Annotated in this window: 22 protein-coding genes and 3 pseudogenes; 17 read left to right on the top strand and 8 right to left on the bottom strand. The window is 42.2% G+C overall.

Annotation, left to right across the window (positions count from 1 at the left end; translation table 11 throughout):
- Positions 1–38: 38 nt before the first annotated feature.
- Positions 39–2696 carry a TonB-dependent receptor gene (locus tag AC0L6H_RS02775; protein ID WP_473392436.1) on the bottom strand — a complete coding sequence of 886 codons (2658 nt, stop codon included), beginning with the start codon at positions 2694–2696 and terminating at the stop codon, positions 39–41.
- A 269-nt stretch (positions 2697–2965) separates the two neighbouring features.
- Between AC0L6H_RS02775 and AC0L6H_RS02770 the strand changes: the two genes are divergently transcribed.
- From AC0L6H_RS02770 to AC0L6H_RS02750, 5 genes are all read left to right on the top strand, one after another.
- The gene (locus tag AC0L6H_RS02770; RefSeq protein ID WP_473392435.1) at positions 2966–4927 is read left to right on the top strand and encodes a BCCT family transporter; all 1962 of its coding nucleotides are present in this window, start codon (positions 2966–2968) and stop codon (positions 4925–4927) included.
- A 65-nt stretch (positions 4928–4992) separates the two neighbouring features.
- Complete coding sequence (locus AC0L6H_RS02765; protein ID WP_473392434.1) at positions 4993–5466, top strand: MarR family winged helix-turn-helix transcriptional regulator; 474 nt, start codon at positions 4993–4995, stop codon at positions 5464–5466.
- 252 nt (positions 5467–5718) lie between these two features.
- Positions 5719–6345, top strand: coding sequence for a hypothetical protein (locus AC0L6H_RS02760; protein ID WP_473392432.1), 627 nt, complete (start codon positions 5719–5721; stop codon positions 6343–6345).
- A 254-nt stretch (positions 6346–6599) separates the two neighbouring features.
- Entirely contained in the window at positions 6600–7061 is a 462-nt protein-coding gene (locus AC0L6H_RS02755) for a hypothetical protein (protein WP_473392431.1), read from the top strand.
- 78 nt (positions 7062–7139) lie between these two features.
- The gene (locus AC0L6H_RS02750; protein WP_473392430.1) at positions 7140–7355 is read left to right on the top strand and encodes a hypothetical protein; all 216 of its coding nucleotides are present in this window, start codon (positions 7140–7142) and stop codon (positions 7353–7355) included.
- On the opposite strand, the gene AC0L6H_RS02745 is transcribed toward AC0L6H_RS02750, so the two are convergent.
- Positions 7332–9500, bottom strand: coding sequence for an exonuclease domain-containing protein (locus tag AC0L6H_RS02745; RefSeq protein WP_473392428.1), 2169 nt, complete (start codon positions 9498–9500; stop codon positions 7332–7334). The genes AC0L6H_RS02750 and AC0L6H_RS02745 overlap by 24 nt on opposite strands.
- A 448-nt stretch (positions 9501–9948) precedes the next feature.
- Here AC0L6H_RS02745 and AC0L6H_RS02740 point away from each other — a divergent pair, with 448 nt between their 5' ends.
- From AC0L6H_RS02740 to AC0L6H_RS02705, 8 genes and pseudogenes are all read left to right on the top strand, one after another.
- On the top strand, positions 9949–10140 hold the full coding sequence (locus tag AC0L6H_RS02740; RefSeq protein WP_473392427.1) for a zinc ribbon domain-containing protein: 192 nt from the start codon (positions 9949–9951) through the stop codon (positions 10138–10140).
- Entirely contained in the window at positions 10140–10805 is a 666-nt protein-coding gene (locus tag AC0L6H_RS02735) for a flavin reductase family protein (protein WP_473392426.1), read from the top strand. Before AC0L6H_RS02740 ends, AC0L6H_RS02735 begins: the two co-directional genes overlap by 1 nt.
- The gene (locus AC0L6H_RS02730; RefSeq protein ID WP_473392425.1) at positions 10789–10917 is read left to right on the top strand and encodes a hypothetical protein; all 129 of its coding nucleotides are present in this window, start codon (positions 10789–10791) and stop codon (positions 10915–10917) included. The genes AC0L6H_RS02735 and AC0L6H_RS02730 overlap by 17 nt, the downstream gene beginning before the upstream one ends.
- Positions 10918–11325: 408 nt before the next feature.
- Entirely contained in the window at positions 11326–11616 is a 291-nt protein-coding gene (locus AC0L6H_RS02725) for a high-potential iron-sulfur protein (protein WP_473392423.1), read from the top strand.
- 171 nt (positions 11617–11787) lie between these two features.
- The gene (locus tag AC0L6H_RS02720; RefSeq protein WP_473392421.1) at positions 11788–12414 is read left to right on the top strand and encodes a glutathione S-transferase family protein; all 627 of its coding nucleotides are present in this window, start codon (positions 11788–11790) and stop codon (positions 12412–12414) included.
- Between the two features lie 135 nt (positions 12415–12549).
- Positions 12550–13812, top strand: coding sequence for an HD-GYP domain-containing protein (locus tag AC0L6H_RS02715; RefSeq protein ID WP_473392420.1), 1263 nt, complete (start codon positions 12550–12552; stop codon positions 13810–13812).
- 216 nt (positions 13813–14028) lie between these two features.
- A pseudogene (locus AC0L6H_RS02710) lies at positions 14029–15614 on the top strand (GNAT family N-acetyltransferase).
- Between the two features lie 76 nt (positions 15615–15690).
- The gene (locus tag AC0L6H_RS02705) at positions 15691–16983 is read left to right on the top strand and encodes a mechanosensitive ion channel family protein (protein ID WP_473392419.1); all 1293 of its coding nucleotides are present in this window, start codon (positions 15691–15693) and stop codon (positions 16981–16983) included.
- Between the two features lie 6 nt (positions 16984–16989).
- Here the strand turns inward: AC0L6H_RS02705 and AC0L6H_RS02700 are convergent, their stop codons facing one another.
- Positions 16990–17592 (bottom strand): LysE/ArgO family amino acid transporter, encoded by a 603-nt coding sequence (locus AC0L6H_RS02700; protein ID WP_473392417.1) that lies wholly within the window; start codon positions 17590–17592, stop codon positions 16990–16992.
- Between the two features lie 529 nt (positions 17593–18121).
- Between AC0L6H_RS02700 and AC0L6H_RS02695 the strand changes: the two genes are divergently transcribed.
- On the top strand, positions 18122–18676 hold the full coding sequence (locus tag AC0L6H_RS02695) for an isochorismatase family protein (protein ID WP_473392416.1): 555 nt from the start codon (positions 18122–18124) through the stop codon (positions 18674–18676).
- A 40-nt stretch (positions 18677–18716) separates the two neighbouring features.
- Here AC0L6H_RS02695 and AC0L6H_RS02690 read toward each other — a convergent pair whose 3' ends face one another.
- The 4 genes from AC0L6H_RS02690 to AC0L6H_RS02675 form a co-directional block, all read right to left on the bottom strand.
- Positions 18717–20417: a two-component system response regulator gene (locus tag AC0L6H_RS02690; RefSeq protein ID WP_473392414.1), complete on the bottom strand. Its 1701-nt coding sequence runs from the start codon at positions 20415–20417 to the stop codon at positions 18717–18719.
- A 302-nt stretch (positions 20418–20719) separates the two neighbouring features.
- Positions 20720–21154: a response regulator gene (locus AC0L6H_RS02685; protein ID WP_473392413.1), complete on the bottom strand. Its 435-nt coding sequence runs from the start codon at positions 21152–21154 to the stop codon at positions 20720–20722.
- A complete protein-coding gene (locus AC0L6H_RS02680) occupies positions 21154–21669 on the bottom strand; it encodes a sensor histidine kinase (protein ID WP_473392412.1) in 516 nt (171 codons plus the stop codon). Before AC0L6H_RS02680 ends, AC0L6H_RS02685 begins: the two co-directional genes overlap by 1 nt.
- Positions 21626–23851, bottom strand: a complete 2226-nt coding sequence (locus tag AC0L6H_RS02675; protein WP_473392411.1) for a PAS domain-containing sensor histidine kinase — start codon at positions 23849–23851, stop codon at positions 21626–21628. Before AC0L6H_RS02675 ends, AC0L6H_RS02680 begins: the two co-directional genes overlap by 44 nt.
- Before the next feature lie 215 nt (positions 23852–24066).
- Here AC0L6H_RS02675 and AC0L6H_RS02670 point away from each other — a divergent pair, with 215 nt between their 5' ends.
- The 3 genes and pseudogenes from AC0L6H_RS02670 to AC0L6H_RS02660 all read left to right on the top strand — a co-directional run.
- Positions 24067–24276, top strand: a complete 210-nt coding sequence (locus tag AC0L6H_RS02670) for a hypothetical protein (protein WP_473392410.1) — start codon at positions 24067–24069, stop codon at positions 24274–24276.
- A 323-nt stretch (positions 24277–24599) separates the two neighbouring features.
- Positions 24600–24905 carry a transcriptional regulator gene (locus AC0L6H_RS02665; RefSeq protein WP_473392408.1) on the top strand — a complete coding sequence of 102 codons (306 nt, stop codon included), beginning with the start codon at positions 24600–24602 and terminating at the stop codon, positions 24903–24905.
- Positions 24902–25102, top strand: a pseudogene (locus tag AC0L6H_RS02660) (type II toxin-antitoxin system HipA family toxin); the annotation flags it as partial. The gene AC0L6H_RS02665 and the pseudogene AC0L6H_RS02660, both read left to right, overlap by 4 nt.
- A gap of 200 nt (positions 25103–25302) precedes the next feature.
- On the opposite strand, the pseudogene AC0L6H_RS02655 reads toward AC0L6H_RS02660, so the two are convergent.
- A pseudogene (locus tag AC0L6H_RS02655) lies at positions 25303–26167 on the bottom strand (YicC/YloC family endoribonuclease).
- Positions 26168–26190: the final 23 nt, after the last annotated feature.

The following is a 26190-nucleotide window of genomic DNA, read 5'->3' as shown; positions in this document are numbered from 1 at the left end:
GCCTCAGGCAAAAGCAACTTACTTTCGTTCGCTTAGACTTAGAAAAAGTCGTAAGAGAAACGAACACCGACAGTACGTGGACGGTTAGTCACGACTTTCGGCGTAAATTGCTGGTTATCAACGTGAAGTACAGCGCGTTCATCAAACAAGTTGTCGATGTACAGCTCAGCTTTCCATTCTTCATTGGTTATGCCGTAGGCTACGTTAGCTAAAACGTAACTGTCTTGAATATAACGACCACCTCTGAAGGTAGCACCATTGTTGTCGGTGTAGTTAACACCTTCGTAAACAGCGGCTTCGTCTTCAATGCTTAAACCAGTGCCTGTGCCATAAACAAGTTCAGTCGTTTCTTCAAGCACGTAGGCGTCCATTGTCATGCTTGCTAAACGGTCGCCAGTGTATGCAACCGAGGCATTAATATAACTGGTTAAGCCGTTTTCTAATTCCATGAAATAGCGTGCACGAATGTTACCCGAGAAGTTTGCTGAATAAGGAAGTTCGCTACCTACCGGTGGTGCAATACCGTCTAATTCAGAATTAATGCGAGTAAGCTCTGTGCTTAACACACTAAAGGATGCGTCGAGTATGAGGTTGTCGGTGGCTAACCACGTCATGTCACCGTCAATACCTGAAATTTCAGCATCACCTACGTTATCGGTAAATACCAAAAAGCTAACGTTGGTTGGGTCAAAACGTGAGGTTTGTAAATCAGTGATGTCTGAGTAGTAGGCTGTAGCGTTAACGCGCACGTTGCCGTCAAAGAAATCACCTTTCATACCCACTTCGTAGTTTTTCAAAGTATCGGTGGTTGAATAAACCGGGATACGAAAGCCATCAAAAGCGCCTACTTGGTTGGTCGCTAATCCACCACCAACACGGTTAGTCACTGGCGGTCTAAAGCCTTCACTGTAGGTAGCAAATAACAATACATCGTTGTTTACTTTCCAATCTACCGAGGCTTTATAAATAATGTCATCAACAGTAAGTACGCCATTGTCGTCAAGTAAAGAGACATCTAGTTGACCACTTGCAATAGCGGCATCTATTGCTGCTGGATCTTCGCCAACGGCTGTTAGTTCAGCTGGGTCAAGTGTACCAAAGGCGCGTAAGCGACGGGTAACATCAACCGTGGTGGTTGAACCGGTATATATGTCTTCAATTTCATACCAGCGCGCGCCCAAGCTAACGGTGACCGTATCGCTTATGTCGTATTCGGCTTGACCAAACAGAGCAATTTGGTTGATTTCGTGGGTAATGTCGTTAACGAAGCTAACTTCAGATTCGAAAGGGCCGCCGTCACTATTAATGCCTTCTTGTCCTACCGTGGTTCGTGCAAGATCAGTAAAGAAGCCTAGTTCTGGGTTGGCAATTTTAAATTTACCGATTGAGCTTAGCTCTTGTGCATCATAGAAAATACCTGCAGTGATACGCCAGTCGTTAGTGGCATCGGTATTTACTCTAAACTCGTGAGTAATGCGTGAGGTGTCGGTTTCTTCTTTGTAGAATTTTGTTGGATCTAAGCATTTTTCGTCAGCGGGTGTGGCTGCTTCATAATGGTTACACACGTAATAAGCGGAAAAAAGCCCGCCGTTGGTATAGCCTGTGTAGTCAATCGTTGAGTTGATATCGCGGTTTAACAAACCACCGGTATACACAATCTCAAGCTGTTCTAATCGGCCCGACAATGTCCATGTGGTCAAACCAAAGGTATCATTGTTTTCATCAGCTTGGAAACGGTTGGTTGAGGTTGTGCCGCCTAGGTTAGGGTCATATGCAAACACGCCTTCGGTATCAAGCTGCTGTTGGGTGTGCTGAACAAGTAAATCCCAGTCATCATTAATTTCGTGAGCGATACCAAGACGCATACCAGCGTAGGTGGCGTCGTTAAAATCGTCTTCTACTAGGTGGTCGTTTTTAGGAGGAACAACCGGCGTGTTTTGTGGATCGCTTAATACGCCGCCTGAAATTCTATCAATAACAACAGCACTGCCTTCGTAACCACCTTGGCCTGGCTCATTTAGGATGTTGTCAATCCACCCGCCTTGCTTGTCATTGTATGCAGTGATGCGTACTGCGGTATGATCAAAGGGGACAAAGTTTAAAAAGGCTTCTACCGAGTTACTCATTTCACCGCCTTTGGTAAAACTTGTACCAATATCGACACCGCCCGCAAAACCAGCAAAATCGGGCTTTTTAGTAATCATTCTTACCGTGCCTGACTGCGAGCTTGCGCCAAATAAGGTACCTTGTGGACCAGGAAGTACTTCCACGCGAGCTACATCGGCTGCGTAAATATCGAGGTTACGACCTTGCATCGACACAGGTTGTTCGTCTAAATAAAATGCTACTGATGGTTGCAGTGCCTGTACCGTTGACACCGAAATACTGGTTTGCGATGTTGCCGCGCCACGGATATATATTTCGTTTTGGCCTGGGCCTGTGCCTTGAAACACAACATTGGGTAAGAATTCGACGTAATCTTGGAAATTGTCTACGCCTAAGTTTTCGAGGGCATCGCCGCTAAGGGCACTTACGGTAACCGGAACGTCCTGAATGGATTCGGTACGCTTAGTTGCTGTTACTTCAATCGTTTCAATTTCGCGATTGGCTTTATTTGTTTCAGTCGTTTGTGCGATGGCGACAGATGACATACCCAGCGCAGTTATTATTGCATAGCTTAGCTTGTTAATTTTCAATGCTTTCCCCTAATTTTTATAATGAAGTGCGCAAACATTTATGCATAATAAGTAGTACACTAAATATTACACATAAATCCTTATTACCATATGGTAACACAAGTTATTGCATGTTTTTAAGGCTTTGCCAGAGTGGGATGGCTAAAAATAACATTAAATTTAATTTAATTTTTCACCTTTATAGACTAAACGTGTTTAATTCTATCTAATGTAATATGTTTATAGTTGCAAAACTATGAGGATTAAGACGTAAAATTGAGGAATAAGACGTGAATAAAGACACTCCTGGTAAGTTAAATAGTGCGGTTTTTTATCCGGCATCGGCACTCGTTATTGGTTTATTGCTATTTACGCTTATCTTTACTAAAACCTCTGCAGACTTTTTTGAAGCCTTGCAAGAAACAATCGTAGAAAACGGTAGTTGGTTTTACGTGTTTGTGGTCGCGCTTATTTTAGTTTTCACGCTTTATTTAAGCTTTTCGCGTTTTAGCGATATAAAACTGGGTCCAGACCACTCCACTCCTGATTATTCTTATGTGAGTTGGCTGTCGATGCTGTTTGCTGCGGGCATGGGCATCGGCCTTATGTTCTACGGCGTAGCCGAGCCCCTCATGCACTATTTAGCACCGCCAACAATGGAAACCGGCACGATAGAAGCAGCGCAAGAGGCGATGAAAACGACTTTCTTTCACTGGGGTTTACATGCTTGGGCTATTTACACGATCGTAGCCCTAATCCTCGCTTATTTTAGTTTTAGGCATAATTTACCGCTAACTTTACGCTCAGCTTTATACCCATTAATTGGCGACAAAATATATGGTTGGCGCGGCAATATAGTTGATATTTTTGCGGTCACAGGGACCTTATTTGGTGTGGCCACTTCCCTTGGATTAGGTGTGCTTCAGATTAGCGCAGGCCTAAATTATTTATTTGATGTGTCAACCACCACTGTAGTGCAGGTTTGGTTGATTGTGGGGATTACAAGTATTGCTATTGTGTCTGTGTGTAGCGGCCTAGATAAAGGGATCAGACGCCTATCAGAATTCAACATGATATTAGCGGTTGGTTTGTTAGTGCTCATATTAATGCTTGGCCCCACCGTTTTCTTGCTAAAGGCGTTAATGCAAAACACCGGAGCGTATTTGTCTGACATCGTCCGTAATACCTTTAATCTGTTTGCGTATCAAAAAACCGATTGGATTGGCGGGTGGACGATATTTTATTGGGGTTGGTGGTTAGCATGGGCACCCTTTGTCGGCTTGTTTATTGCGCGCATTTCCCGTGGGCGCACGTTGCGTGAGTTCATTTTAGGGGTGATGTTTGTGCCCACCGTGTTTACGCTAGTTTGGATGACTATATTTGGCAATAGCGCTATCGACATGGTATTAAATCAGGGGAACGAATTGCTTGGTACGTTGGCAAACGATAATACTCCTGTTGCCTTATTCCTATTTTTAGAACAGTTCCCGTGGTCAAGTTTACTTAGTGTTATTGCGGTAATGATGATTGTGGTCTTTTTTGTCACCTCGTGTGACTCAGGCGCGATGGTCATTGACATGCTGTGTAGCCACGGTAACAACAATACACCGCTTTGGCAGCGTATTTATTGGACGGCTGGGGTCGGTGTTATTGCAGCTGTTTTGTTGCTATCAGATGGTATAAGCGCCTTACAAACAATGACCATCGCGAGCGCACTACCCTTTGCGGTGGTCTTGCTTATTGCCATGGTGGGTTTGATAAAGGCATTGCGAATTGAGGCATACAAAAAAGACAGCTTATTGTTAGCGCCCTCGATGATGCAAGGAAGTGGCAGTGAAGAAACATGGCGAGAGCGCTTAAAAAGCGTGGTGGATTTTCCTAGTAATCAACGAGTGAATCAGTTTATTGAAGAGATTGGACTGCCCGCTTTTACTGCAGTAAAAGATGAACTTAATAAGCTCGACATACAGGCGATAGTTGAGCGCACGCCCAAGGGGATAGTGATATCGGTTGAACAAGGCGATGACAAAAGTTTTAGTTATGCGATTCGACCAAAGCGTCACTTGCAACCTGAGTTTTCGCCCGATAACGAAAACAATGACGACAATGATTGCGTTTACTACCGGGCTGAAGTTCACTTAGGCGAAGGTGGTCAAGACTATTGTGTGATGGGCTGGTCGAAAATGGCCTTGATCAACGATGTGGTTGACCAATATCACAAGCACTTGTATTTCTTGCATTTAATGCGCTAGACACAATCATGTTTTGCAGGGCACACTATGGCTTGTATGAATACATAAATACCGAGTAAGCATAAATGGAAAAAGATGAAGAGTTATTAGTTGCACTGCGCAGAATAATCCGCGCCATCGACATGCGTTCACGTCAGTTGAATAAAGAAGTAGGGCTTACCGGCCCGCAATTACTAATCTTACAAAAGGTAGGTAAGCAAAGTGGCGTAATGGTGCGTGAAATAGCCGAAGATATTAATTTAAGTTCGGCTACCGTTACTAGTATTTTAGATCGCATGGAAGATCGCCATTTAGTGCAACGTATTCGCAGTACGCAAGATAAACGTAAAGTGGGTGTGTTCTTGACAGAAATGGGCGAAAAAGCCCTCGAAACAGCTCCTTTACCCTTTCAAGAACACTTCACCAATCGTTTTAATAGCCTTGAGCAATGGGAACAAAGCCAAATGGTATCAACTTTACAACGTATAGCGTCAATGATGGATGCAGAAGACGTTGATGCTTCTCCGGTATTAGAAGTCGGCAGCATTATTGACCGCTAGCTTTTACTCGCTCAACGCTAGTCTATCCGTGGGTTGGCGCTCTTCATTCTCGTTACTTTTTTGTTTTCAACTCCCGTGATTTTACCATTTGTTTTGTATGCGTATGTATACTCAAATGACTGTCAGGCTTTTTTACATGGCCAAAATTAAAATTTGAAAATTGTCAGTTAAAACAGCCCTGTAGAGTATGGCATTATTCTTGCTTTAGTCCTTGGTAAGAAAGACATAATTAAAACGATACCATGGAGATTTATGAAACTATTACAAAAACTGTTAATCGCAAGTACGCTTGTGATTGGGTCGCTATCTAGCGCTCACGCCGGTTTGTCTGTAGCAGGTACTTTTGTTGATGCCAAACAAATTTCAGACGCCAACTTTGAAACTTTTTATAACTACGGAAATGGCAATGCTTATAGTGCTAACACAGGCCTAGAAGTTGCAAATGAGGTGGTTATATTTTTAGGACAACTAGCATCAGGTGAGTATGGTATTTACACTATATTCAGTGATCACGGTGGACATGCAGGTTCAGCGACGGTTAATACTACAGCAACAACAGGCAACGTAGTATTCACTGATGACGGGTCTGAGTCTGGCCTTAGCTTTAACTGGGCAAAAAACAAAACTGACGGATTCATTTTCGGTAACATTTTTGGTGGTAACTGGAGCGTTGATTTTGACTTCTCTGACATCACTGGTTTGTCTGCCTTAACTGTGTTGAGTTTTGATGCTGCAGGTAATGCGTCTACTGTATTTACAAGTACAGGCGGTGTTCCACATAGCGTTAACATTTCTTCAGTACAAGTAGTAAACGGCCCATCAATTATTAGCTTGTTTGCTATTGGTGCGTTGTTTGTAGCGGCCCGTAGATTTAAATAAGCGTTTATATAAGCTTTGAAAAAAGAACCCGTTGGGTTCTTTTTTTGCTTTGAATTTAATTTTTCCTTTCGTAGGCCTTTCATTCGCCACTCTTACAAGCAATTTGAATACCGTAATGGGCTTAGATAAATAAGAAATTTTGTAATCTAAACAGCTTCTTACTTGAAACTAAACGATTAATTTGTTTTTATACTTAGTCTGTTAAATCAATTTCACTGTCTTATTTACCCATTTGCGTAGGTAATATTCACACAATGACTAAACTACGAAGTTTAATTCTGCTGATCTTCATGCTGTATGCAAGCAACTCTGCCTTGGCGCAAGAGTGCAACACTAGCGAAGACGCAATAGGCGATAATGCCTGTTATATAAACTCGACGGTAGAAGACGGCGTTATTAAGCGAGACCCCAAGCTCTTACTCGAATATTTACGTCAAGCGGCAACGCGTTCTATTTACAATAATGACGAGGGTTATATTGCTGAAGCCCTAAGCCAGCTAGAACTAAATGAGTTTAAAGAAGCCCAAGGCAAAGCCAACTACATGCTTTTTAATTTGTACGCCTACCAAGGAAAAGTATTCTACAACAAAGAAAAAGCCCTATTTCACCTTAAACTTGCCAGTGAGCTAGGACACACAGAATCCCTCGAAATCTACTCTGAATTTCAAGAGCTGTTCCCTGATCTCACATCTAACCTAACGTCACAATCGCAATAACACCCCCCGTCATTACTGCGGCCCCCGTCATTACTCGAAGGCAGTAATCCCCTCAAACAACCTCGCTATAAAATAACGGTGCAGTGTTTTGCAAAGGATGATGTATTAGGAGATTATCGCCTCAAACAACTTCGCTATAAAATAACGGTGCAGTGTTTTGCAAAGGATGATGTATTAGGAGATTATCGCCTCCGCGATAATGACGGGGCAAATGGCGATAATGACGGGGCAAATGGCGACAATGACGCGGAAGGTGGCGCTGCTTACGCGTCAGGTGGCGGCAATGACGGATGAATTTGCTCGGGCTTCATTCACTAACTTTAATAACTCACTGGCGGCTATTGCATCAGACAAGGCGCGATGGTGCCGGTCCATACCGATATTAAAATGGGATGTTAAGTTCGCCAAAGAATAACTTGGTAAGCCTTTAAAATGCTTTCGCATTTGTTGAACGGTACACAGTTTAGGGCGCTTGTAAGGGCGCTGTAATCGCGCGTATTCTTCTCTTATAAAACCATAATCAAAATTAACATTATGGGCCACAAAAATGCAGTTTTCGGTGAAGCTTTCAAGCTCATCGGCTATGTCTGCAAACAGCGGAGCATCGGCTACCATGTCGTTAGTGATGCCGGTGAGTGAAGTAATCATTGGCGGTATTTTACGCTGTGGATTTAATAGACTTTGCCATTGATCAATCACTTCACCGTTGACCATTTTCACAATACCAATTTCAGTGATTTTATGGGTACCGGCGCGCCCGCCGGTGGTTTCAATATCAACTACCGCATACGCTTGCATAGGGTCAATAGTGTAATCCACGGTGGTGATCCCAACATCAATACCAAAGTTGCGTAAGCTCTGTAATTGCATTAGTTGGTTGCGGCGCAGGGTATCGCCTTGGCCCTTTATTTCCTCAAAGCGCAACTTACTATTCTCAAGCACCATAATGTCGGGATAGCCGTCGTTATAAAGCTGCCAATGTGAGCACATGACCAGCAATTGATTCTTTAGGCTTTGCACAGGAGTGTGCTGAATAAGTATTTTTAGTTTATCGAGGATATTTTTATGCCAATGAATAATGCCTTGGCTTTTTCCATAATGCTGAGTAAGGTTTTTGGTTACTAGTAGGTACAAGTCTTTAGCAGAATGAAGCCCATCTAAGCGAGCATTAATTTGCTGGCCGGCCACCTCAGCAAAATTATGGTGTTTAAGGCAGGCAGGCAAGTAATCAAAAGGTGTGGCTAAACCAAGCCCTTCGAGTTCAAATAATTCGTGCCAAAAACATAAACCGAATAGGTTCTTCCACAAGTTGTTTTCAGTCCGCCAAGCCTCTATGCCCCGCGCTTGATAATAGGCGATTACGCCTTGTTCAACACTGCCTTTGTAGGTCTCATCAAGTAGCAAATGACGATTATTTTCACGTAGCATATCGGTAAGTATGCTGGTACGTTTTTGATGATATTTTCGGGCCAAAAAGTCTTCGGCAAACTGCAAAAGTTTATCGGTAGTTGGGTCGTCTATTATGCTGTTTAAACGCACCTGCACCTCTTCTTTAAAACCCAGTTTGTAGGCTTGACGACACCAAAATTCTTGCGCGAGGGGTTCTTGCAAATCATGCGCAATGTGTAGCGCTTTTTCTGGTTCAAAGGCGAGCATTTGCTTAGCTACTAGGTATAACAACTTTTCATAAATACCGAGTGCTTGCGGGCCGTAGGGCTTAGGCAAATCTTCAATAAAGGCATCTATACTGTTTGCGCTTTCAAAATGATGCTTTTTAACATGAGTATAAGCTTGGCTAAGAGCAAAACAGCTATATGCGCTTTGGTAGTCGTCAAAACGAGACTGCATTTGAGCTTGTTCTTCGCGGGTACGCATAATGCCCAAATCACGCATCGAGAATTGGTTTAACTTGCCTTGGCTATGGCCAAAGTACAAGAAAAGAAAATAGTCTATGTGCGGGTCGCAAGTGCGAACAACATAGTTTTCGGCAACACTGCTGTTAACGATTTTTTGTGGGCAAAGGGCTTGGCAGCTTTCAATAAAGGATGCTTTGTTTGCGCTTTTTAGTAGTTTGGGCGTTTCATTGCTGGCTATTTCTTCAAACAAAGAAGCTAATTCGGGTTTGGTGAGTTGTATTAAAAATGCGGGTACATCCTTAGCTTGAACATTACGAACAAAGCTGGCTTTAGCAAGATCATCTAACATGTCTTCAACAAGCGGGATTTCAGCGAATGTTAAGCTACTGCGTTTAACCACAGCGTATTTGCGATTGATTAAGCGCACGACCAAACACTGATGCAGGTGGCTCAACTGCTCGTAGCGAGATAAGAATTGGGTATCCTTTGGACTTAACAGATGCGCGCTAGGCCCTTTAACAAAATCGAGAAATTCTGAAAAATGTGTATGGTAGTAAAATGTGGGTAAGTCGCGAAAGGCCATAAAGTTAAAACTAGTTAGATTTATTACTGTGTTAATATACAGTAATAAAGTAGGCCTGTTAATAATTTTTGATGTTTGTTTGGCTGCACATTCAAAATGTAGTGTCAGTTTTGATTAACAAAGTGCTGGCGAAAAATCCAGATTCGTGTTTTTTACGTATGTCATCATCAATTGAAGGCCTTGTCATTCTTGCCTTCGCATAATACTGTTTGTTTAATCGAATCGTATTTCTTGTGCAGACAGGAGTTTCATCAAGCTAAGCTGTGGGGCATGAAAACTAACGGATGTGTTGGGAGACAATTGCCTGCGCAATTGTGACGAGTGAATCGCAAATGTGACGAGTGAATTGCAAATGTGACGAGTGAATTGCAAATGTGACGAATGAATCGCAAATGTGACGAATGAATCGCAAATGTGACGGGCGGACGTATATTGGAGGAAAAAGATTATGAGCTTATCTCGTGCAGAGCGTTTTGAATGCCCTTATTGCATGACAATAAACGACATCGAAATAGACGAAGTGAACGATATTGGCCAGCAACAAATTGTGGATTGCCAGATATGCTGTGCACCCATCGAAATTTATATTCTCGACAACGGTTTTGGGCTCGAGATTATAGCCAAACGAGATGATGAATAATGACAACAAAGCTATTTAGTGAGGAGGCAATATTGCAATTACCCGAACGCACGCGGGTAAATTTTATTAACTCTCTTTCGGGGTTTAAAAGTGCGAATTTGGTAGGAACACAAAGTAGTGATGGGGTAAATAATTTAGCTTTGGTCAGTTCTGTTTTTCACGTGGGCGCAAATCCGCCTTTGATGGGAATGCTCATGCGACCGCACACTGTGATTCGCGATACTTTGCAGAATATAAAAGATACCGGCGTATTTACTCTTAATCATGTGCATTCGAGTTTTGCTGACAAGGCTCATCAGTGCAGCGCAAGGTATCCGGCTGAGCAAAGCGAATTTGAAGCGGTAGGCTTGTTGCCGCAAATGGCCTCAACGGTGAAAGCGCCTTTTGTTGCCGAGTCGAAAATACGCATCGCACTTCGGCTTGAACAAATTTCCTTGATTCCGGCAAATCAAACCGAACTTGTTATTGGTAAGATAGTTGAGGTTGAGCTTGGCCAAGATATTTTATTTGAAGACGGTTACGTAGATATAGAAAAAGCGCAATCTGTCGCCGTTTCGTGTTTAGATAGCTACCACACAACTAAGCGCATAGACCGCTACAGTTATGCAAAACCCAACCAAGCTCTAAGCTCTATATGGCGTGATAAAAATGATCCCAAATCTTGACCAGCTATTGATTATATGTGGTATTTCGTTAGCAGGTGTTGGCCTCATTGTTTGGTTGTTGCTGAAAATACCAGATGATTCTGACGATGACCAAGGTGATGGTGGCTTTTAATTGGCGTTTTGGGCTGTTCAGGGCGCGGGGAAACGCTCAGCAGACCGTCGTTCCTGCGGAGGCAGGTAAATGCTAGGCAAATCGTCGCTCCTGCGGAGGCAGGAATCTGCTTGGTACTTCTGCTTTGATCCTATAGATAGAGGATGTTTTGGGGGATCTCAGCCTGCGCTGAGATGACGAGTGGGAGGGCTGAGATGACGAGGGGGAGGGCTGAGATGGCGGAAGGGTGTTCAGATTTCTTAACATGGATCAATAAAACTAATTAAACGGCTTTACAATCCAAAGCTTTTCCACCACAGTATAAAGCATACACCCACAAGGCCTGCGACTGTTCGCGGGCCTTAGTTGTTTTGGGGCTTAGGTAAAAGAGAATTATTATCATTAGCGTTTTGTAAAAGGAAACAAAGTATGAAATCAGTAAATCGTCGCGATTTTCTAAAATTAACCGGCTCAAGCCTTATTGGCTTAACCCTTGGTGGTGTTGCGTTGCGTGCAAATGCACAAGAGAAAGTATCGCCCGAAGATCCAACTGCAGCGGCGCTAAAGTATGTGCATAAATCTCCTGTTGAAGGCTCAAATTGCGCTAACTGCATGTATGTTCAAGGTGAAGACGGCAAAGAATGGCGTCCATGTGCACTGTTCCCAGGCAAAGTGGTAGCGTCTGAAGGCTGGTGTTCAGCATGGTTGAAAAAAGGCTAAGCCTATTTGAAACTTAACAATTTGTTTGGTTTGTATCAAAGTTCTGTTTAACACTCCAATTTAAGAGGACATAAGCAGCGCACTTTCTAAACCGGCATTTGTATTCGCCCTTTCTTTTGGAAGGGCGTTTTTGTTTGAACTAAGATTAAACATAACGGGCTAGGTGAACAATTGGCAAGCGACAAAGATCAACATTCAGAATTTACGATTTACGGTGATAAAAAATCAGGCAATTGTTACAAGTTGCAGTTGATATGTGCGTTATTACAGATAGATTATAAATGGATAGAAGTCGATATTTTGGCCAATGAGTGCCAAAGCGAAGATTTTCTAAAGCTCAATCCAAATGGCAAAATTCCATTGTTATTGCTAGGCAATGGCAACACGATTAGCGAATCAAATGCGATTATCAACTTTTTAGCGGCAAATAGCGCTCTATTAAGCGACGATGCCTACACTCTTGCCAAAATACAACAATGGCAGTTCTTCGAACAATATAGTCACGAACCCTACGTGGCCGTTGCACGTTTTATCAATAAATACTTAGGCTTACCAGAAGCACGCAAGCAAGAGTATATCGCCAAACAAGCGGGGTCGCACAAAGCCCTTAATGTAATGGAGCTACAGTTAGAAAAAAGTGATTATTTAGTAGGTGACACAATAACGGTAGCCGATATTAGCTTATATGCCTATACACATGTTGCTCACGAAGGTGGAATTGATTTAAGCCCGTATACGGCGATCAATGCTTGGTTAGCAAGAATCGAACAGCAGCCAGGTTATCAAAAAATGGCCTAATGCGTCGGTTTTAAAAAAGGCGCCCAATCGTCCGAATTCTATCCGTTATTTTTGCAGTTTTTTAAAGCAGGCTATGTACTTTAGTGTTTAGCGATACTGGCCGATAAATACCTAGACTTTAATCAATGTAAACTTATGACAGCCAATACTATTGTTCGAAACGCAGCGCTTTCACAGCCTCTTCATACTGTGTCTGTATACGATTTACAGATAGGCATGTTTGTGCATGCGGTTGCCGATCAAGTTGGTAAGCTTGGTGTTAAAAATAAGGGCGAGGTGCGCCACTTACGTATTATTGACCAATTAGCCGCCAATGGCGTGAAGTCGGTTGTGGTGGAATACTTAAACCAGAGCGCCACGCTCAGCAAAGATAAACGTGCTCAACGTAAAGCTAAGGTTTCGAGTCTTTCCCTTGATGCAAACGAGCTTGAACTTAATAATGACTCGCATCTATTAGATAGCAATTTGGCCTTTATAAACGCAGCTGAGCTACTTAAACAAAGTAAGGTTATTTATGGCAAATTTAAGTCCGCGATAAATAATGGTAAGAGCGTCGATTTTACCCAAAGCAAAGCGCTGATTGCTGATCTGCAAAACGCATTACTTGATAATCCAGATGCGCTGCTTTGCATGTCGATGGTAATGCATTCGAGCGAGTATATTGCTAATCACGCGATTCATGTAGCCACGCTTATGTATTATTTTGCGCAGCATTTATCGTATTCAAAAGAGGAATGCGAGAAACTCGCACTAGTAGGGTATTTGTTAGATGTTGGCATGCTCAAGTTACCAGATTCTATTTGCCAGAATACAGCAGCCTTAAGCCCAAGTGAGCGCAGCGAACTTGAATCTCATGTGCAACATACTTTAGACATTATCGCCCCCTTAAAGTTAGAAAGTGAATACTTGTTGGCGATTGAGCAACACCATGAACGACTTGACGGTACCGGCTACCCGAGTGGTTATACAGATACCAAAATACATAAATTCAGTCGATTATTGGCGATTGTAGACTGCTATGATGCGTTAACCACTATGCGGCCTCATCAAATGCCTTTGTCGCCAGCCGCGGCGATGCGTATATTGAGTAGTCCTGAAAATGGCTATGATCAAAAATTAGCCCTAAGGTTTATTCGTTGCATGGGTATTTATCCGGTAGGCAGTTTGGTTGCTTTATCGAATAAATTAATTGGTTTGGTTACAAAAACGCATATGAACGCCCCAAATTCCCCAGAAGTGAAAGTTTTTTATAATTCGCAAGGGAATCATTTTGTATCACCATACCTTATTGATTTGCAGCAATGTAAAAACAGTCACAAGTCCCAATTGAAGGAGCTTAAAGTCATCAAACCGGTATTGGCCAGTCAGTTTGGTTTTGATTTAGAAAAAATAATCTAGGCTTATACGTCCTTTCCAACATAATCTTAGCCGCGCGAAAAATAGTATACATACGAACGTGTGCGCGATACCGTAAGCATTACTATACGAGCACAAACAAACTTGCATAAATTTATTGTGCAAATCCAATATTTTTATTTCATTGTAGTACGATTTAAGGTACACAGTGCGCATAGAACGTAAGCGCGATATCTTTATTTATTCAACAGGAAAAATATGCCAAACAACAAGCCAACTGACACTACGCATAGCAATTTCAATACAGAAGACACCGAGCATTTGCTTGAGCTTCGCCATTTAAGGCTTGATGACTATGACGACATTAAAGAGCTAATGGATTCGGTCTATAAAAACGTGGGCGGTGCGTGGAAACCAAATGAATATAAAGCTCAATTAAAAATGTTTCCTGATGGTCAGATCTGTATTGAAGACAAAGGAAAAGTCGTGGCTGCGGCGTTTTCAGTGATTGTTGACTACGACAAATTTGGTGACAAACATACCTACGACCAAATTATTGGTGATGCCTATTTAACAACTCACGATCCTAAAGGTGATGTGTTGTATGGCGTTGATGTGTTTGTATCGAAAGAATACCGTGGCTTACGCTTAGGAAGGCGCTTGTATGAGGCGCGCAAAGAGCTTTGTCGCAACCTTAACTTGCAGTCAATAATGGCCGGTGGCCGCATTCCTAACTATTCAAAATATGCGGATCAATTTACCCCTTATGAGTATATTGAACAGGTGAAATCAAAAGATATTTTTGACCCCACCTTAACCTTTCAAATTTCTAATGGCTTTGAAGTAAAGCAAATTATGAAAGCCTACTTGCCTGAAGACAAAGCTTCGCGGGGTTACGCGACCCTATTGCAATGGCACAACATGTATTTTGATGCAGAAAAACCGTCGTTGATTAACTCAAGAAAAGATGAAGCACGTATTGGGTGTGTGCAGTGGCAAATGCGTTATTTCAATAATGTTGAAGAGTTATTGCAACAAGTTGAATATTTTGTTGATGCGCTGTCAGACTATAAGTGTGACGTGGCCTTATTCCCTGAGTTTTTTAATGCGCCCTTAATGGGCCTAAGCCCAGGCGATAGTTCTATAGACGCGATATGGCATTTAGCGGGGTATTCAGACGAAATTATTACCGCCATTTCGCGCTTGGCGGTGCAGTATAATATTAACGTTATTGCAGGCTCCTTACCGGTAGTTGAAGATGACGAATTGTATAATGTGAGCTACTTGTGCCACCGTGATGGTTCAATCGAATCCCAGTACAAATTGCATTTAACGCCACACGAAAAATCTGCTTGGATAATGAAGGGGGTAACGATCTTCAGGTATTTGATACTGACTTTGGTAAAATTGGCGTACTCATTTGTTATGACGTTGAGTTTCCAGAATTGGCTAGACTGTTGTCTGAGCAAGACATGCAGGTTTTGTTTGTTCCCTTTTGGACCGACACCAAAAATGGTTACTTACGCGTAAGGCGCTGTGCGCAAGCGCGGGCGATTGAGAACGAGTGTTACGTAGCCATTGCGGGCAGCGTAGGCAACTTGCCTAAGGTTGACAACGTTGATATTCAATATGGACAAACGGCGGTGTTTTCGCCTTCAGATTTTGCTTTCCCGCATGACGCTATTGTGTCTGAAACCACTCCTAATACCGAAATGACCTTAATCGTTGATTTGGACTATACCAAATTAGTGAAATTACAAAATGAAGGCTCGGTGCGCAACTACTTAGACAGAAGACGTGATTTGTATAAGGTAGAATGGTTAGGTAAGCCGCCAAAAGAATAGTGCTGATACTGGCTAGTAACTAGCGCTTGTACGCACCGCGCGCACTAGCCATATAAACAAGCGTAAAGGATGTAAAATGGAAGACTTTAGAGCACAATTTAAAGAAAACGCTATGGCGTGGTTAGAATTGTATGTTCCGGGCGAGGCGAGCTTTTACTTTAATGCCATGATTATCGGCTGGATAATTTTTGTGGCGGTGCTTTTGCACATCCTTTTGCGCTTGGTGAGCAATCGAATGGTTGCCAGCTATGAAAATAAGCATCAGACCCGCACCCAACTTTCGACCCTATCACATAAGTTACTGCGCCGAATTTCTTATATTATTCAGGCCGCAGTGGTGCGCTTACAAGCGGGCGTTTGGTTTGAGGAGGGCACCTTTACCTTCCGTATAGTTGATGTAATGGCTGAGCAAAGCATCATTTTATTTGCTTTGTTGACGATTTTTACCTTGCTGGATATCTTTCAAACCATTACCGACATGCGCAACCGGCGTTCACAATTTCCCCTTAAAGGCTTATTACAAACCATTAAACTGATTGCCAGTGTGCTTACCGGCATTTTGCTGGTGTCGTTGTTAATGGATAAGTCACCACTATTATTGTTAAGCGGCTTAGGCGCGATTTCAGCAGTGTTGTTGTTGGTTTTTAAAGATCCTATTTTGGGTTTAGTTGCGGGTATACAGCTTTCTGCAAATGACATGTTGTCGGTGGGTGACTGGCTTGAAATGCCGAAATACGGTGCCGATGGTGATGTTATTGATATTGCCTTAACCACCGTAAAAGTGCGTAATTGGGATAAAACGATTACCACTATTCCCACTTATGCGCTTATTTCTGATTCATTCAAAAACTGGCGAGGTATGACCGAAGCCGGTGGACGACGTATAAAGCGTAGTGTTTACTTACAAATGAGCAGCATTGGGTTTTTAGATGAGGCAAGCCTAACACGCCTGCACAAAGCAGACTTACTGGCGCCTTATTTAGAAGAGAAACTAGCGCAAATTAAAGAAACTAACACGACGTCAAAAACCGATATGTCGATTTTGCTAAATGGTCGCAGGCTGACCAACGTAGGTACTTTCAGGCAGTATTTAGTTTCTTACCTTAAAAACCACCCTAGCATTCATAAAGACATGACCTTGTTAGTGCGCCAACTGCAATCAACCAATTTGGGTTTACCAATAGAGATTTATGCCTTTACCAACACCACGAATTGGAATGAATACGAAAATATTCAATCTGATATTTTTGACCATGTGTTAGCGGTACTGCATGAGTTTAAGCTGCAGGTGCACGAAGGCCCAACAGGAAGCGACCTACGATTTTTACAAAGTCGCCCTAGGGCATGCGATGAAGACCCCAAGGATTGATTATTATTAGGCGATTAGGCTTATGGCTAAGGCCAACATCACTGCGCCAATAATAAACTCTAATACCTTCCAAGCGTTGGGGTTTTTAAAAACAGGAATAAGTAGTTTGGCACCATAGCCAAGGGCAAAGAAAAACACAAACGACCCCAGCACAGCGCCTGTTGCAAAGGATAGCTGTTGCCCTTCATATTGGGTTGAAATTGACCCAAGGAGTACCACAGTATCTAAATAAACATGTGGATTTAGCCATGTAAAGGCTAAGCAAGTAAGCGCGGCGGTGAGCGCACTGCCGACCTCTTTGCCTTGTGCTTGCATGTTGTGTTCGCTGGTAAATGCGGATTTGAAACTAAGTAAGGCATACACCAACAAAAACGCCGCTCCGGCGTATCGCGCGACTTGTTCAATCAGCGGGAACTGCTTAACGATAGCACCAAAGCCAGCCACGCCTGCGGATATAAGAATCGCATCACTAAGCGCACAAATTAAACACACCACAAACACGTGTTGCTGTTTTAAACCTTGCTTTAAAATAAAGGCATTTTGCGCACCAATCGCGAGAATCAAAGAAACACCCAGCGTAAAGCCGGTTAACATAACTGACGCACTCATTGCATAATCCTTGTTAGCCAAACCAGCTTTTACATGTTGGGCTAGAGTCTATCGCAATTACCACCACGGCGCATTATTTTCACTGTTGTTACTTCCTACTTTTTACTATTGCCATTGCTGCGTAGACATGTTGCTAGCCTTTTAAGCGTTCCACGCCAATCGTCATCTTCAAAAGCATAGCAATCGTCATCTTCAAAGCATAGCAATCGTCATCTTCGCGCAGGCGAAGATCTCCTAAAAAGCATAGCAATCGTCATCTTCGCGTAGGCGAAGATCTCCTAAAAAGCATAGTAAACCCGATAAAAGTTAACAGTTTTGCGTGTGATTTTGGGGGGTCCTTGCCTTCGCAAGGATGACGGGCGGGAGGGCAAGGCTGACGAGCGGAGGGGTTGGGCAAGGATGACGGGCGGGAGGGCAAAGCAAAGAATAGAGAAGCTTGGCTACAGGGAATGAGTATATTTGCAATTACGCAGGATTATCGCTATACCTATATCTAAAAGTAACACCAAATGGAAGGTAAGGAGATAATATGAGCCTACGTATTGATGCTGAGCAATCTCAGGTACTTGTGGTGGATATTCAACAGCGTTTAGCGCCGCATTTATTTGAAGTCGATGCCATGCTTCACAATAGTGTGCATGTGCTTAAGGCTGCGACTTTATTTGGTGTTCCAATCACGGTTGCCGAGCAATACCCTAAAGGTCTAGGTAACAGTGTAGACGCCATAAAGCCTTTCATTAATGTGGCAGTGTATGAGAAAACCAGTTTCTCATGTTTTGGCGCAGAGCCGCTTAGTGAAGCGCTGAAAGAGCTTAGCCAGCAGGGCCATAACAACCTAATTGTGATTGGTTGTGAAGCCCATGTATGCGTATTGCAAAGCGTTATTGATGCTCTTGAACAAGACTATCGCGTGATTGTTGTTGCCGATGCCGTCACCTCTAGAACCGAGCAAGATGCTTTATTAGCTCAGGCTCGCCTCACAAAAGCCGGTGCTGAGTACGTCAGCACCGAAATGCTATTGTTTGAGTGGACAAAAGGCAAAGAGTGTAAGCATTTTAAAGCCATTTCAGAAATGCTTAAGTAACACTTATTGCGTGACCAATGCTTGGTTCGGGCAACGCCTTTTATTTTGTTTTACACGCTGTTAAAAAAGTATGCCAGTCGCCATCTGCAAAGCTTGGGTAAGCAATATGAAAACCTTGCAAATAGTCGCACCCTAATTCGTTTGCGGTTTGTTTAAGTGCTTCAGTTTCTATACCCTCAGCAATGACCTTCATGCCTAGACCATGTGCCAGAGTACATATCGCTTCTATAATCTTAAAATAACGTTCGTTTTTATGCATTTCTATAAAGAACTTTTTATCAATTTTGAGCATTGAACAAGGTAAGTCTGCAATGTACTCCATCGAGCTATAGCCCGTCCCAAAATCGTCTATCGCAACACTAAAGCCAACGTTTGCTAAGTCTTCTAAACAGGTTTTGGCCTTGTCAGGATAAACCATTAAATGCGTTTCAGTGACTTCTAAAATAACGTCACTAGGTGCAATATCATGTTTTGTAGCAAGGCGCGTAATCAGTTGAGCAAACCTAGGGTTATGACACACATTGGCGGGCAAGTTTATGCATACTTTAAGATTAGGATGCTCAATTTGAAAAGACTTTAATTTAGAGAATGTTTGGTCAAATAACCATTCGTGAAATTCGAGATCGTAGCCTGATTCAATCACAAGGTTTACGGTTTCGACGGGGTTGATCCAGTTACCAAGATGATTCCAGCGCAAGAGTGCTTCTACCGCGAACACATTTTGTTCGCAATCGACAATCGTCTGAAAGGCGACTTGGAGTTTACTGTGTTTGATGGCATTAGGTAGCGCATCTCTCAGCTTCCCGCGTTCGTCTTCACATTTGGATTCGTCTTCACTATAAAAAATATATTGTGCTCGGCCTCTATTTTTTGCCTGATAAAGGGCGATATCAGCTTCTCGCATCAGTTTTTTATAGCTATCGGCTGCGCTAGGGAAAGAACTTGCACCAATTGAAGAGGCTATTGGAATAACGGAGTTGTGCCAAACAATGTCAAAATTGAGCACTTTTAAGAGTTTTTGTACTACAAAATGAGAGGACTTATCATCGGTCTCGGGTAAAATCATGGCAAATTCATCACCGCCTAAACGACCGCATATATCAGATTTACGTGAGAACTTTTGTAATTTTAGGCCAATTGTTTCAAGCACAAAGTCACCGGCTTCATGACCATAGGTATCGTTTATCGACTTAAACTTATCTAAGTCTAATAATACCAAAGCAAAACGGTGCCCATATCGTGAGGACTCATTAAAGCACTGTTCTAGCTTTTCCATGAACAAGCCTCGATTAGTAAGACCGGTGAGTGAATCATAGAGCGCCATTTGTTCTAATTGTTTGCTTAGTTTCCAATTTTGAATAGCGGTTTTTATTGTCCTGATGAGCGTATTGCTAGTCAATTCATCTTTAACAATATAGTCTTGAACGCCCAGTTTTAAGAGCCTTACTGCATTTTTGGTATCTTCTTGACCGGTAATAACAATGACCGGACAGTTTGCCAGTGGCTTGTTCGAATAAAGGGACTCTAGCAGGTTTAAAGCACTGCCATCGGGCAAATTAAAATCTAATAAACAGCAGGTATCACCATCATTGTCTTCAAGGCAGTCCATTGCTCCTTTAAGTGTAGAGACACATTCGATGTGATCAAATCCATGATCAACATCTTCTAATAATCTAAGATAAAGGGTCATATCTGCAGGGTTATCTTCAACAATAAGTAAAGATGAGATATTTGAAACCATTTTTTAAAACCTCCTGCCCTAACAATACTGTTGTATGTTGAATTGGGCGTTTAGCTTTTGTGAGCACTGCCTTTTTAAAGGACTCGTCTCTGATGTAGCGCAAGAGGTCAGTATCTAAAAATGTAGCAGAAACAGCACTAAGTTGGGGCTGCCTTTGAGAAATTAACTACACGATACCCTGCGCTAAGAATATTTAAGCAATCTATTAATTTTCGTAAATTTACTCTGACAACCTTAACATTTGCATTTTGCTTAAGATAGCACTATTTATCTTGTGCTAATATTAGTCGGTTTATCAATGGCTATCGATCAATATTTTTGGGCAAAATAACCAGTTCAAACCAAAAATTTTCAATTTGGCGAATGGTTTGGATAAATGTGGACTCTAAAACGGGTTTAGTCAAATAGGCATTCACCCCTAATTGATAACTTTCTAAAATATCTTTATCTCGATTTGAAGTGGTTAGCATAATAACGGGTAAATGCTTTAGCGACGGCGTTGCGCGTATCGCTTGCAGCGTTTGTTTGCCATCCATCAATGGCATATTGATATCCATTAATATTAGGTCTGGTAGGTGTCCGTGTTCGGCCAGTTCGTTTAGTTTTTCGAGGGCTTCTTGGCCATGATTTAAAACACTCAACTCACACGCTATTTTGCCATCTTCTAGTGCGCGTTCTACCATCACTTGGTCTGAGATATTGTCTTCAACTAACATGATATGTGCTTGTTTTCGCATTATTTTTTCTCCAAGGTAGTAGACTGAATATGCAAGGTAAACGTTGAGCCTTTGCCCAATGACGAACGCAAAGTGACATCACCATCAAGAGACTGCATGATTTTTTTGACGATAGCCAAGCCAAGTCCTGTTCCCTGATATTCAGTGTTGTTGTGCAACTTCTTAAATAATCCAAATATTTGTGTTTGATATGCCTCATCAATCCCAATGCCATTATCTTGTATATGAATCAGCCATCGATTATCGCCTGCTTGCTCTGCAGAAATTGACACAATAGGCGCGCAGTCGGATTGACTAAACTTAAGCGCATTTTGGATAACATTTTGCAAGGCTAGGCGTAACTTAGACGCATCACTTACAAGGTTTGGCAATGATGAGCTTATGTTTATAGTCGCCTGTGTTTCCTCTATTTTCGTGTGCAGGTCTTTTACCACGCCCTCGACTAAGTCATACAGACTAACTTGGGTAAGTTCAACTTCTGGTACTCCCCACTCTTGAAAATTGCAGCAAGTCATCAATCAATGCCGTCATGCGTTTTGAGGCGTTGTCTATAAATTCTTTATCTTGCTCGACGCGCTTGGTTTTGTTGGCTTCTAAATCCTTAATCAAGTATGAAGTGTATGTTCGCATGGTGCGCAGTGGTTCTTTTAAGTCGTGTGAGGCGACATAAGCAAATTGTTCGAGCTCGTCGTTTGATTTAAGCAAATTGTACTCGAGTTGTTTTTGTTGTGAAATATCTTCAACCACCGACACAAAGTAGTCGCGTGTATCATCATCATGAACCACTAGGGATACCGTTAGCCGAGCCCATATTATAGAGCCACTTTTTTGTAGATAGCGTTTTTCCATTGTGTAGTTATTTATGTGTCCATCTACTACCTTTTGCAGAAGTGTTTCATCACGCTTTAAGTCCTCAGGATAGGTTAGCTCTTGAAAGGTTTTTTGTAGAAGCTCTTCGCTAGAGTATCCGAGTATTTCGCATAATCTTTGATTTGCTTTTAGCCACTTTCCATCTAGCCCAACGTGGGCTATGCCCACGGCAGCTTGTTCAAAAGTGTCTTCAAACTCTTTTGCTAAGCGTTTGTTACTCTCTTCGCGTTGTTTAATCTCACTTAGATCAATGGCCGTTCCCATTACTTCGAGCTTGTGCGCCTGTGGATCGTCTGTGTATATTGACGTTTTTACTAATGACCATACCCAAAAGCCGTGTTTGTGTTTAATTCGTAGCTCAATTGTTTGTTTATCATCTATGCCCGCATTTGTGATGCTAGCAAAGTACTGCTTGAGCGCCTCAAAATCTTCAGGATGACAAATATCTTCCTTGGCGTCGTCTTTTAATAGTGCATCAAACTCTTCTTTTGAATATCCCCACAGTGTGGTGACTTGTTTGTTTGCAAACTTAAGCTGTTTGGTTTTTATATCAACGATAAATATGGCTGAATTAGACTGCGCTAACACAGCATCTAAAAACTGATTTTTCTTTTCAATCTCAATTTGCAAGGTTTTGAGCTGATCAATACTGGTTAAGGTGCCAGACATTAATAAAGGCTTACCCGTTGAATCAAAAACAGTGTTACCTATCATTCTCAACCATTTATATTCGTTATGTACGTTTTCTCCGCGATACACGACATCGAATGGACCATCACCGGCCAAATGCTTTTTGAGTGTGGATTGCACCGCAGCGCGATCATCAGGGTGAATGTGCGATTGCCATTCGTCTAGCTGTATTTGCTCGCCATGGTTTTTGGCGTTTAACAGGGTGATGAATTTAGGACTAAACCACACTTGATTGCTCAGTATATTCCATTCCCACACACCTACATCGGTAGCGTCAACAGCGCGTTGCAAACGGCGAGAGGATTCTAAGAATTGTTTCTTTTGATTGCCGACCTCATTCACACTAACGACAGATGCAAATGTATATTTTTCGTTTTCTATTTCGTGCACGGTTAAGCTAATTTCAACAGGTATTGATTGTCCCGACTTAGTGATTCCCCAGACCACTCTTCCTGCCGCCATCTGCCTTTGATCACCAGGATTTTTTATATACTCGCTAACTAACACTTGATGGTTTGGAATTTGCTCTGGCGCAATTAATACGTCAATGTCTTGGTTAACCAGTTCACCTTTCTCGTAACCAAAGGTTTCTTCTAAAATTTTGTTGGTGATATGAATCTTCTGCTCGGGATTTACCACCAATACACCCGTTGGAAATAATTCAATAGAAAACTGGAAAATTGAATTGGCGCGTGATTCTATCTCTAGACGAAGCCGTTTTACGCGCTCCTCAGCAGCATTTTCTTGGGCTAATTTGAGTTCTGCAGGCGTAGGAATGGCAATTAATTTGTCTAAATTATAGTACAAGACGAAAGCCGTGATCGCCGAAACTACGGCGGTAATTGCTTTTAATATACCGTGTAAACCATAATTACCGTGCCAAATAGTATAAATGGCGAATAGATGCGTTAGACCACACGAGAATATAAACAAAGCAAATAAAACAAACATGCCTTTAAACTTTTGGTCTTTGCGGCGAATAACGATGAATAACAAAACAAATGGTATTGAGAAGTAGGCGCTTGCGATGACTAAATCTGAAATAACATTGGTCCACAGAATGCCTGGTTGCCACAGATAACAATGTCCGTGAGGCATGTAGTCCCCTCTGAAAAATTCACTCCAAAAAGCTTGCATGGTATGGCTCCTTAAGAAACTCGCGATAAATAGTAGGCGAGGTTAGCAACGTTTTTGCCAAAAAATTAACGTTTTCATTATAGACTACGATGCATTAAGTGCATTAAAACAGCAAGTTAATCCCAAAGTTGAAATGCCGAAGCGCTGTTCGCTTGAAATAATCAAACACTTTTGCAACACTGAAACTTCTCATCACAAACAAATGAAGGGACCTTATGAGCGATAACAACGACCAAGAGCGTTCAATTTTCAATTTCGCTGCTATTAAAACTGCAATCGTTAATGCCGAAGAACGTAAACTCGATGACTTGTTAGGTAAGCATCCTATGCAGGAATTGGAAAAGGGCTATTTAATTGATTTGGCGAAAATGAACAACAATGAGCAGATTATTGCACGCGTAGAGAGAGTGCCTACTAAGGACTAATAGCGCTTCCTTGAGTCGGTGTTTTAGTTTTGAAGTACTGATTAACCGTTCTCACTTGGAACGGTCTGTTGTTGATAGTTTATTGCATTGTTTACTTTTCACTGTTGTTTTAAGTTGAGGTGAATATATGTCTGTTACCATTTCAGTCTCAAAATGTGGTGTGGAATTTTACATTTTTATGCGCATAAAAGTGTGATTTGATGGCCTTTGGCATTCAGGGATTTACATCATCGCCTTGGCCAACGCGCAAACTAAACCTAAAAGTGGGATATTAATCCGATAATATTCAGTAAAATGGGAATATAGTCCCTCGGGTTGGTGATATGGCTAAGCGTGATTTACACAATGTACTATTTCCAAAGCAACGCAAAATCCTGACGCATTTTGGTGAGGACTTGTTGTTGGCGATGAAGCGACGTGGTTTTACAAAAAAGCTGCTGTGTGAACGTACTGGCTTTGATCATAAAACCGTGAACAAAGTTTTCGCAGGTGATCCAGGCGTTGCCATAGGCACTTACTTAAAAGTTATGGCCGTTCTTGGCATGGAGAGTAATTTTGCAGAAATGGCCGCTCATGATGAAGTGGGTATCAAGCTGCAAAACATAAAATTACTGGAAGATTCAAGGTGAGCCGTGAAATCGTCGAAGTCTATGCCGACTGGCAGCCAATTGAAGCGCCTTTCCTAATAGGGTTGCTTTCTTACAGCGATTCAAGCCGAGGTGGCGTGTTTAGTTTTGCCTACGATAAAGCATTTTTAACTTCAGCCTATCGCTTGCAAATTGATCCAATCCTGACGCTTCACTCCGGTGAACTATACAACGATGAAGTATTAATTGCGGTTAAGCAATGGCAAACCGTTGCTAAGCAGCTAGGGATCAGCCGAGCCGAGCAAGCAATGAAACAATCAGCGTTTAACGTTTAATGGGGAGTGAAACTATATTTTCATTTTTGGACTGAGAAAATAAAAAAGCCCTTTATTTGCAATGAAATAGCAGGGCTTTTAAGACATAATTGGGAGGGTAAAAGCTACTCTATATTCTGGATCTGCTCACGCATCTGCTCAATTAACACCTTAAGCTCAACCGCACTTTTCGTCACCTGCGCATTGATTGATTTTGAGCCAAGGGTATTTGCTTCGCGGTTAAACTCTTGCATCATGAAGTCGAGTCTGCGGCCTATGGCGCCGCCTTGTTTCATAATTTTGTTGGTTTCGGTCACGTGTGAACGCAGGCGGTCGATTTCTTCGGCAATGTCTGATTTTTGCGCGATGAGTATCATTTCTTGTTCTACGCGGGTGTCGTCTAATTCTATCTTTGCTTCGTTAAATTTATTGCGAATGCGGTCTTTTTGCCATTCTAGAATCTCAGGCATGTGGCTTTCTACGGTTTGCGCTTCAACTTCAATGGCATTTAGGCGCTGTTCAATGAGGACTTTCATGTTCTCGCCTTCACTTGCACGCGATGCGATAAATTCTTTTAAAGTTTCGTCAAATAGCCCCAGCAATTCTTTTTGCATGTTGTCCATGTCGGCTTCTGACTGTATTCATTACACCTGGCCAGCGTAAAATATCACTTGGATTTATGTTGCCTGTTGCGCCTTGCAATTGTACCCAGTGGGCTGCTTCAATCAGCTGTTTTGCAAGGCTTTCGTTCACCGTGAAATCTGCGTTGTTGGCTTCGCTCATGTTAAGGCGCAGGGCGCATTCTACTTTGCCTCGTTGCAGTTTTTTACGTAGGCGATCACGCAGCGCAGGCTCTAATGCTCTAAAGTTTTCAGGAATGCGATACAGCGTTTCTAAATAACGCTGATTAACCGAACGGATTTCCCACACTGCAGTGCCCCAAGGCGCTTTAAGTTCTTTGCGTGCAAATCCGGTCATACTAAAAATCATGGGTGAGTCCTTGGGTTTTCTTT

The organism is Glaciecola sp. G7-5, from assembly GCF_055808975.1.
The sequence above is the reverse complement of the archived record's forward strand: the minus strand, read 5'-3'. Positions and strand labels throughout refer to the sequence as shown.

Coding starts and splice junctions, on each gene's coding strand:
- AC0L6H_RS02765 (WP_473392434.1), top strand. CDS start 4,993: ATGGAAAAAGATGAAGAGTTATTAGTTGCACTGCGCAGAATAATCCGC.
- AC0L6H_RS02760 (WP_473392432.1), top strand. CDS start 5,719: ATGAAACTATTACAAAAACTGTTAATCGCAAGTACGCTTGTGATTGGG.
- AC0L6H_RS02755 (WP_473392431.1), top strand. CDS start 6,600: ATGACTAAACTACGAAGTTTAATTCTGCTGATCTTCATGCTGTATGCA.
- AC0L6H_RS02745 (WP_473392428.1), bottom strand. CDS start 9,500: ATGGCCTTTCGCGACTTACCCACATTTTACTACCATACACATTTTTCA.
- AC0L6H_RS02740 (WP_473392427.1), top strand. CDS start 9,949: ATGAGCTTATCTCGTGCAGAGCGTTTTGAATGCCCTTATTGCATGACA.
- AC0L6H_RS02735 (WP_473392426.1), top strand. CDS start 10,140: ATGACAACAAAGCTATTTAGTGAGGAGGCAATATTGCAATTACCCGAA.
- AC0L6H_RS02730 (WP_473392425.1), top strand. CDS start 10,789: ATGATCCCAAATCTTGACCAGCTATTGATTATATGTGGTATTTCGTTA.
- AC0L6H_RS02725 (WP_473392423.1), top strand. CDS start 11,326: ATGAAATCAGTAAATCGTCGCGATTTTCTAAAATTAACCGGCTCAAGC.
- AC0L6H_RS02715 (WP_473392420.1), top strand. CDS start 12,550: ATGACAGCCAATACTATTGTTCGAAACGCAGCGCTTTCACAGCCTCTT.
- AC0L6H_RS02705 (WP_473392419.1), top strand. CDS start 15,691: ATGGAAGACTTTAGAGCACAATTTAAAGAAAACGCTATGGCGTGGTTA.
- AC0L6H_RS02700 (WP_473392417.1), bottom strand. CDS start 17,592: ATGAGTGCGTCAGTTATGTTAACCGGCTTTACGCTGGGTGTTTCTTTG.
- AC0L6H_RS02695 (WP_473392416.1), top strand. CDS start 18,122: ATGAGCCTACGTATTGATGCTGAGCAATCTCAGGTACTTGTGGTGGAT.
- AC0L6H_RS02690 (WP_473392414.1), bottom strand. CDS start 20,417: ATGGTTTCAAATATCTCATCTTTACTTATTGTTGAAGATAACCCTGCA.
- AC0L6H_RS02685 (WP_473392413.1), bottom strand. CDS start 21,154: ATGCGAAAACAAGCACATATCATGTTAGTTGAAGACAATATCTCAGAC.
- AC0L6H_RS02680 (WP_473392412.1), bottom strand. CDS start 21,669: ATGACTTGCTGCAATTTTCAAGAGTGGGGAGTACCAGAAGTTGAACTT.
- AC0L6H_RS02675 (WP_473392411.1), bottom strand. CDS start 23,851: ATGCAAGCTTTTTGGAGTGAATTTTTCAGAGGGGACTACATGCCTCAC.
- AC0L6H_RS02670 (WP_473392410.1), top strand. CDS start 24,067: ATGAGCGATAACAACGACCAAGAGCGTTCAATTTTCAATTTCGCTGCT.
- AC0L6H_RS02665 (WP_473392408.1), top strand. CDS start 24,600: ATGGCTAAGCGTGATTTACACAATGTACTATTTCCAAAGCAACGCAAA.